At 45.8% G+C, this 480-nt stretch carries 1 protein-coding gene; it reads left to right on the top strand.

Translation table 11 applies throughout. The features are described from left to right. On the top strand, positions 1-480 hold a 480-nt coding region (locus tag A3766_RS30810; RefSeq protein ID WP_231882870.1), incomplete at both ends, for a hypothetical protein.

The raw sequence follows: 480 nt of genomic DNA on the forward strand, positions 1-480 counted from the left end.
GCGAGCAGGCTGTATGGCACGCTTCCATCAAATACGTTAACGAGTCCGGTCAACCTTATTTAGCCTTGGTTATCGACCAAAGAGAACTGTCGCCAGAACAGGTTGAAGGTAAGCCTTTACAGACTGATAATGCCCTGGCAGCACTAACTCATGAGCTGAGCGAAAGTCGGCGTAAAATCAATGAAATTGAAGGGGCACTAAGGCATGTTCTCATTGATCCTGATCATGCGGGAGAGCAAATCAGTGAACAAATAGGCGATACAGACTCAGTTCAATATATAGACTCTCCTCCAGCTCTTGAACACGATGATAAAACCGAATTTGATGGCAAAGAGCTTATTGTCGAACTGTTGAGGAACTCACTAAATATTTGGGAGCGCTCAACAAATAAGACAAAGGTTGACCTGGCAGAGCAAAGTCGCTGCTGGCGTGTATACGTGGACGGCACCACGGTTAAAACTCGAACCTTTGACAAGTACC

Source organism: Oleiphilus sp. HI0132 (genome assembly GCF_001635845.1).